Here is a 6,782-nt window from a genome sequence, read left to right on the forward strand (position 1 = left end):
CCGTCCCGTGGACGACGCCTTCGCCGCCAGCCCCCGCCAGCAGCCCTACGTATTCCTCGTCCGGCAGGCTTGTCAGCCGCTCCATGGCCCTGTCGTAGGCCTTGGCCAGCATCTCCTGCTTGGCGGCCAGCTCCAGCTTGCGGGCGTCCAACTGGGCCACGCTGGCAAGCCGCGCCTGGCGCTCCTCCGCGCTGCGGCGGCCGCGGGCCGCGATCTCCTCCGCCTCCCGCTTGGCCTGGGCCTCGTAGCGGGCGGTGATCTCGTCGGCCTGCCGCCGGGCCTCGGCCTGGATGGAGGCGATCTCCGCCTCGGTGTCGGCCGCAATGCGCCCGGTGATTTTCTCAATTCCGTCCATAGCCGCCTCCGCTCAGAAGCCGAACATGATCATCAGGAAGGAGATGAGCAGGGACAGGATGGCGTAGAACTCCACGATGATACACAGCACCATGCCCTTGGACCAGTCGTTGGGGTTCTTGGCCACAATGTTGACCGAGGCGGCGGCCACCCGGCCCTGGGCGATGCCGGAGAGCAGGCCGCCGATGGCCATGGGCAGGCAGGCGGCCAGAATCAGCAGGCCGTTGGCGATGGACAGCTCGGCCACGGTGCCGTCGAACAGGCCCATTTTCATCAGGGCCAAAAAGCCGATGACCAGCCCGTACAGGCCCTGGGTGCCGGGGATGACCTGCAGGATCATACACTTGGAGAACTGGGAGGGGTCCTCGGCCAGCAGGCCGGCGCCCGCCTCACCGGCGATGCCGGTGCCCTTGGCGGAGCCCACACAGGCCAGGCCGGCGGCCAGCGCCGCGCCCAGGAAGCCAAAGAACGCACCCGCGTACTGGGTCAGAAATTCACCGATCGTCATGTTACTGTTCCTCCTTAATATCGACAAACTTGGTCGCAATGTTCAGGGGCCGCCAGGGGCGTCCGCCCTCCTTGTAGAACTGCTTGAAGAACTCCAGATATTGCAGGCGGGACGTGTGCACGTAGGTGCCGATCACGTTCAGGCCGATGTTGAAGGCGTGGCCCACAATAAAAATCACGAAGAAGATGGGAATCCCCACCGCCGGGGGCAGGCCGCCGCCGGGCATGGCGCCCAGGATGTTGAACACCTGCCCGATCACCGAGCCGGCCAGCATCATGACCATCAGGCGGGAGTAGGAGAGGATGTCCCCAAAGTACCCCGTCACGCCGTTGTAGACCGCGCCGATCACCGCCGTCACCTTGCCGAAGCCCTTGGCGCTGCGGCCCTGGGCCAGCAGCATCAGGCAGCCCAGCACCAGCACCACGGGGATGCCGGCCACGCTGCCCACAGAGGAAACGCCGGTCAGGTTCAGGGCAAACAGCCCGATGCCCGCAAAGATCACCCACCAGGTGCCGACGTCCCACACGGCATCCCACACCTGGCCGTCCCGGCAGAGCATCCAGAACTTGACCGCCATGCCCACCACAATCTGCACGAAGCCTACCGCCAGAGCGAATACCAGCACGGTCATGGGGTCCTCCATCACGTTGAGCAGAGGGGCGGGCAGGCCGCTGCCCTCCGGCACGGAGAGGAAGGGGACGGCCGGCTGGGGCAGGCCCAGCATGCCGGTGAACTGCACCAGAAAGTCGGAGAAAAATCCGCCGGTCAGCAGCCCGATCACCGCCGACGAGACGCCGCACATGGTCATCAGCCGGATGAGCTGGCCGAAGCCGCCCTTGGGCCGCACCTTATGCTGGATGAACAGGCAGGCGCCCGCCAGAAGCAGGCCGTAGCCCAGATCCGCAAACATGAAGCCGAAGAAGAAGATATAGAACGGGGCCATCAGGCCGTTGGGATCCACCCCGTCGTAGGCGGGCAGGGAGTACATCTCCGTGATGGTGGTCAGCGGCTCGGTGATGGCGTTGCTCTTAAGCTTGACGGGCACCACCGGGTAGTCCTCCGGCGCCGGGTCGGACGTCTCCCAGCAGCAGGTGAACTCCCCCAGCTTCCGCAGCAGCTTCTCCTCCTCGGGCACGGGCACCCACCCGTCCAGGTAGAAGGCCGTCCCGGAGTCCAGCAGGCGGCTCTTGGCCTCCTCCCGGGCGATCTCCTGGACCGCCCGGTCCAGGCACAGCTCCAGCGCCGCCCGCCTGGGGGCGAAGCCGGCCACCGCGGCAATGGCCTCCTCCAGTGTACGGGCGGCCTCCGCCTGCCCGGCCTCCAGCCGTTTGTCGTTCTCGGCCGCCGTTCCGGTCCAGCCCCGCAGGGCCGCCCGGGAGAAGCCGTACTCCTTGAGCACCTCCTGGCAGGCCTCCTCCGCGCTGCGGTGGCAGAGGAACACCAGGTATTGCAGCTGCGTGTCCGCCCCGGCCCGGAGCACCTGGGTCAGCTCGCTTTTCTCCGCCAGCTCCCGCTCCAGCGCGTCCAGATCGGCGGAGGCGGCCACGGTGCCGAAGGACACCGCCACCTCCGGGGTAGAGGCCGTCTCCAGCGGGATGTCCAGCGCCAGCCAAGGCGCCAGAGCCAGCCGCTGGGTGCGCAGCTTGTTCTGCTCGGCATAGAGGGCGGTGATCCGCCGCTCCAGCTCCCCCAGCCGCCCGGCGTCCGCCAGGCCGGCCTCATAAGCCGCGTCGTCAAAGAGCTCCCCCTCTGTGACCACCGGCCGGGGCTTGAGCAGCCCGCCCTTCTGCTTGGGGCCGTATTTTTTTAAGGTCCTGAGCGCCCCCTCCACACGGGACCGCGCGTCCCGGGCCGCGTTCAGCGCCCCGGGGTCCGGCCGCGTCAGGGCAGCCCACTCCGGGTCGTCCCCCAGATGGGGCGGCTCGTCAATCTCCACACAGCCCATGTGCTGAAGCAGCCGCAGCAGGCTCTCCCGCTCGGCCTGCATGCCGATAAGCCGCAGCCGCTTCATTTTAACAATGGACATTCGTTTTCACTACCCTTCTCACGATGCTCTCAGCGGCGTCCGCCAGGCGGGCCTCCGCCTGGGCCCGCAGGGCGTCGCAGGATTTCCGGGTCTGGGCCATCACCTCCGACGCGTGTTCGGCCGCCTTGGCCTCAGCCTGCCGCATCAGCTCCCTCGCCTGGGCCTCTGCCTGGGCGCGGGCCTCCGCCAAGCGGGCCTTCCCCGCCCGTTCCGCCTCGGCCACCAGCCGTTTGGCCTCCGCCTGGGCCTCCGCCCTGCGGGCCCGGTTGGCCTCCTCGGCCTCGGTCACCTGCTTCATTGCTTCCAGAGACATGCTCTCACCGCCTTTCTCTATCATCCGGGTCGCTCGAAACAAATTTTCCCGATGATATATGAATGATACTTCAAATCGGAGAGAATTTCAAGTTTAAAATTATAAGTTTACTTTTTAACATAATTTGTTTTCCTTCTGCCTCTTCCGCTGGGAACCGACGAAAAAGGCGGACGCATAGGGCTATGCGTCCGCTTTTGGGCATTATTCGCCTGTCATGGTCAGCACGGCCCAGTCCTCCCGGGCCTGCCCCGCCTGCTCCAGCACGGGCACCACCGGGGTCTGGTTCAGCCGGGGCAGGGTTTCCCCCTCCCCCAGGCGCACCAATACGCGGTCGGCGCGCTCCAGCAGAGCGGCGGTCTGGCCGCTCTCCACCGCCCCGCCTGCGGCGGCGGAGGCGGTGGTCACCAGGGACACCTTTACCTCCGGGAACTCCGCCAGTCCGGCGCGCACCTCCTCGAGAAAGACCTCCAGCGCGGCGGTCCGGCCGTCAGCGGGATAGTTGGCATCGGCCTTAATCCAGCCCAGTTCCCCGTCGGTGGGGAAGGCCCAGTTGTCCAGCAGGATCTCATCAAAGCCCAGGGCCGCCAACTCCCGGCACACGCCCACCACATATTGGCGGGCGCTCTCATTGGCCGGGCTGAGCCAGCGGGTATCGCCGCTGTCCCGCCAGTTGCCCGCGTTGGTGTGGATGGCCAGAGACATGTCGCTGCGGGGCACAAGGTTGTCCCGGAAGCAGGACACCCGGGCCACGGTATACACCTCTCCGCCGTTGAGGAGCTGGATGGCCGCGTTGAGGGCCGGGTCGGCGGCGGATGCCTCCGCCTGGATGGCCAGGGCCAGCCCGGAGATATAGCCCAGGCTGCCGTCGTCCGCCTTCATGTCAAAGAGAGCGGCGGTGGCGCCGGCCGCCTCCACCCGCTGGGCGGCGGTGCCGTCATAGAGGGCGGAATTGGGCAGCAGAATCCCCCGGAAGTCCTCCTCCGGTTCCGGTGTGGGTGTGGGCTCCGGCGTGGTCACCACCACCGGGGCGCCCGTAGCAGGCGCCGGCTCCTTCTGCTGGAAAAAGGGCAGATTGATTTTAATGCCGTTGGCAGAGTAGTCGATGTAGGGCTCGAGCCACAGCAGAGCACCCACCGCCACCGCCAGCACGACCAGCAGCAGGACAATCAGCACTTTCAAAAAGGTGCGGACGCGGCTGCGTCCGTGGTAGGAATCGTATCCGTTGCGCCTCACCGGCGTCCCCCCTCTTCGCGGCATTCACCCGGCCACGCCTGAATAGCTTGGCCGTTTTTTGCCCGTTCTATCACGGTCCGGACTGCTCTGTCCCAGCCTGAAGCAGCGCGTCGTCCAGCTTCTGGAAGGCGGCGGCGATCATGGCCCGGTCCTCCTGGCTCATGCCGCTGAGCAGGGAGCTGAAATATCCGCTCACGTCAGTGGCCGCCTTGGCCCGCAGGGCGTTGTATTTCTCCGTGGCGCACACATAGATCACCCGCCGGTCCGTCTCGCTGCGCTGCCGTCTGGCCAGCCCCAGCTTTTCCAGCCGGTCCACAATGCCCGACACCGTGCTGTTGGCGCTTCCGGTGCGCTCGGCCAGGGCGCTGATGGGTACCGGCCCATCCTCCCCCAGCACCGTGAGCACCAGGGCCTGGGGAAAGGTCAGGTCCAGCCGGCCGAAGTGGCTGCGGAACTGCTGGGACATGTGCTGTGTCACCCGCAGATAGGACATGAAAATATTGGGCTGTTCCATCGGTCAATGCTCCCTCCTGTTACGCGCATCCACAGAACCGCCTCAGCCCATGGCCTGGGTGGTAAGGCGCTGGAGAATCACGGCCAGTTGGGCGCGGGTAGCCACGCCGCCGGGCAGCAGCCTGCCGCCGTCCCCCTCCAGCCAGCCCATGCCCACCGCGTGGCGCATGCTCTCCACCGCCCAAACGCCGGTCATGTTGGCGTCGGAGTACAGGTTGAGGGAGCCCTCGGCCAGCGGTACGCCCCGGTATTGGTCAAAGCGGGTGAGGAAGGCCGCCAGCTCCTGGCGTGTGACGGATTGATCCGGCTTGAAGTCCCCCCGGCTGTCGCCGTTGGCAATTCCGTTCTCCTTGGCCCAGGCCACCGGCTGGGCATACCACGCCTCAGGGGACACGTCCCCAAAGGAGACGGTGGCCGTGGGGGCCGGCGAACCCTCCATCCGCCACAGCACGGTCACTACCGTGGCCCGGGTCACGTTGGCGGTAGGGGCGAACTGTCCCTCGCTCACGCCGGTCATATAGCCCTTCTCGGTCACCTCATTGACCGCCGCCTCATACCACGCCCCGCCGGGCACATCTGTATACCCGCCCGCGGCTGCCGCGGGCAGGGTCAGGCTGGCACACAGACACAGGGTACAGGCCAGCGCCGTCCATCGCTTTTTCAAGGCATTCACTCCCAATCTTGTTAGGCTGTCCCCATTCTACGACATGGATTTTACAAATGTGTGAACAACCGCTGAATAAAACGCCCGCCGCCCTGTAAAAACGCCCCCACAGCCGGGCGCACAGCGAAAGAGGGGCGGGCGCCGCAGCGCCCGCCCCAGCCTGTCGAAAAGGTATTTTCGACAGGCTGCTGGACTTTTTGAAACTCTAAAAAAGTTTCAAAAAGTCGTTTGATCCAACGCGAAAGGGAACCCTGACGGTTCCCTTTCACACTATTCTTCCCTCCGAACACCTCGGCAGAAAGGCTTAATGGCAACCCCAGGCGGGCGCCGCAGCGCCCGCCCCTCTTCTGCATTCACACCGCCAGCGCCCAGTTAAGCATCAACAGGAGCCCAAAGCCGGGCACGCCCAGCACGCCGAGCACCAGAGCGTTGACCAGATTGACCCCCAGGTGGAGGCCCACCAGGCCGCCCACACCGCTCAACGCCCACAGGGCGGCCAGGCCCACGCCCGTCCGCGCGGCCAGACGCACCAGCCACTCCAGCGGCCGCCGCAGGGCCGCCAACAGCAAAATCAGGATCAACCCGCCCACAATCCAGGGCAGGGCATTGAGCAAGGTTTCCACCGCCATCCCCTCCCAGCTTTCCTCTGCCAGTCCCTTGGCGGCGGGTTCCCCCCGCAGTTATCCCGGCTGCGCCTGCGCCTCCCCGTCTAGCTCCTTGACCCGCCGCAGCAGGTAGGAGTACCGGGCCTGGAGGGCATTGATCTCAAAGACATAGGACTCGATCAGATCCGGGTCCTTGGCGGCGTTAAAGCCCGCATAGGCCTGGGCAATGAGGCTGCGGGTCTGTCCCAGCCCCTCCAACAGCGCCCGCCGCTCGGTATCCTCCGCCCGCTCCCGTCTTTTCCGCAGGAAAAACACTCTGGCCTCCTCCGCCATAACGGCGCCTCCTTTGTTTTTGGTTTCCCATCTCATGGTATGTCCAGTCTGGACAAATATGCCGGAGCCTAAACCAAAATTTTCCGCGTATGGCGCTCCGTCCTGTGCACATACTATGCCCGGACAGGAAAGAGGCCTGTTCCTCCTTGCATCTCCTTTTAAGCCGGTGCCGGGTGAGCTCACCCTCTGGCGAAAGGCGAAAGGAAGATCGGAAGAGCACACGTCTGAACTCC

10 protein-coding genes are annotated in these 6,782 nt (G+C 65.7%); all 10 read right to left on the reverse strand.

Translation table 11 applies throughout. The features are described 5' to 3' along the window. Nucleotides 1-355, reverse strand: a 355-nt coding sequence (locus HMPREF0372_RS07075) for a V-type ATP synthase subunit E (protein ID WP_007490179.1), incomplete at its 3' end; no start/stop codon positions are given. Nucleotides 356-367: 12 nt separating this feature from the next. Further along, the gene (locus HMPREF0372_RS07080; protein ID WP_007490180.1) at nt 368-862 is read right to left on the reverse strand and encodes a V-type ATP synthase subunit K; all 495 of its coding nucleotides are present in this window, start codon (nt 860-862) and stop codon (nt 368-370) included. A gap of 1 nt (nt 863) precedes the next feature. Further along, nucleotides 864-2,888 carry a V-type ATP synthase subunit I gene (locus HMPREF0372_RS07085; RefSeq protein ID WP_039996844.1) on the reverse strand — a complete coding sequence of 675 codons (2,025 nt, stop codon included), beginning with the start codon at nt 2,886-2,888 and terminating at the stop codon, nt 864-866. Next, nucleotides 2,875-3,201, reverse strand: coding sequence for a hypothetical protein (locus HMPREF0372_RS07090; RefSeq protein WP_035301330.1), 327 nt, complete (start codon nt 3,199-3,201; stop codon nt 2,875-2,877). The genes HMPREF0372_RS07085 and HMPREF0372_RS07090 overlap by 14 nt, the downstream gene beginning before the upstream one ends. A gap of 201 nt (nt 3,202-3,402) precedes the next feature. Beyond that, complete coding sequence (locus HMPREF0372_RS07095; protein WP_155116982.1) at nt 3,403-4,434, reverse strand: putative glycoside hydrolase; 1,032 nt, start codon at nt 4,432-4,434, stop codon at nt 3,403-3,405. Nucleotides 4,435-4,504: 70 nt separating this feature from the next. After that, nucleotides 4,505-4,948, reverse strand: coding sequence for a MarR family winged helix-turn-helix transcriptional regulator (locus tag HMPREF0372_RS07100; RefSeq protein WP_007490185.1), 444 nt, complete (start codon nt 4,946-4,948; stop codon nt 4,505-4,507). A 42-nt stretch (nt 4,949-4,990) separates the two neighbouring features. Continuing rightward, the gene (locus tag HMPREF0372_RS07105; protein WP_007490186.1) at nt 4,991-5,620 is read right to left on the reverse strand and encodes an S-layer homology domain-containing protein; all 630 of its coding nucleotides are present in this window, start codon (nt 5,618-5,620) and stop codon (nt 4,991-4,993) included. Nucleotides 5,621-5,661: 41 nt separating this feature from the next. Next, complete coding sequence (locus HMPREF0372_RS19095) at nt 5,662-5,880, reverse strand: hypothetical protein (protein ID WP_024725368.1); 219 nt, start codon at nt 5,878-5,880, stop codon at nt 5,662-5,664. A gap of 84 nt (nt 5,881-5,964) precedes the next feature. Beyond that, the gene (locus tag HMPREF0372_RS07110) at nt 5,965-6,240 is read right to left on the reverse strand and encodes a pro-sigmaK processing inhibitor BofA family protein (protein WP_007490188.1); all 276 of its coding nucleotides are present in this window, start codon (nt 6,238-6,240) and stop codon (nt 5,965-5,967) included. 51 nt (nt 6,241-6,291) lie between these two features. Further along, on the reverse strand, nt 6,292-6,549 hold the full coding sequence (locus HMPREF0372_RS07115) for a DUF2508 family protein (RefSeq protein WP_009261299.1): 258 nt from the start codon (nt 6,547-6,549) through the stop codon (nt 6,292-6,294). Nucleotides 6,550-6,782 lie beyond the last annotated feature (233 nt).

Origin of the sequence: Flavonifractor plautii ATCC 29863, assembly GCF_000239295.1 — a bacterium.
GTDB classification, from domain to species: domain Bacteria; phylum Bacillota; class Clostridia; order Oscillospirales; family Oscillospiraceae; genus Flavonifractor; species Flavonifractor plautii.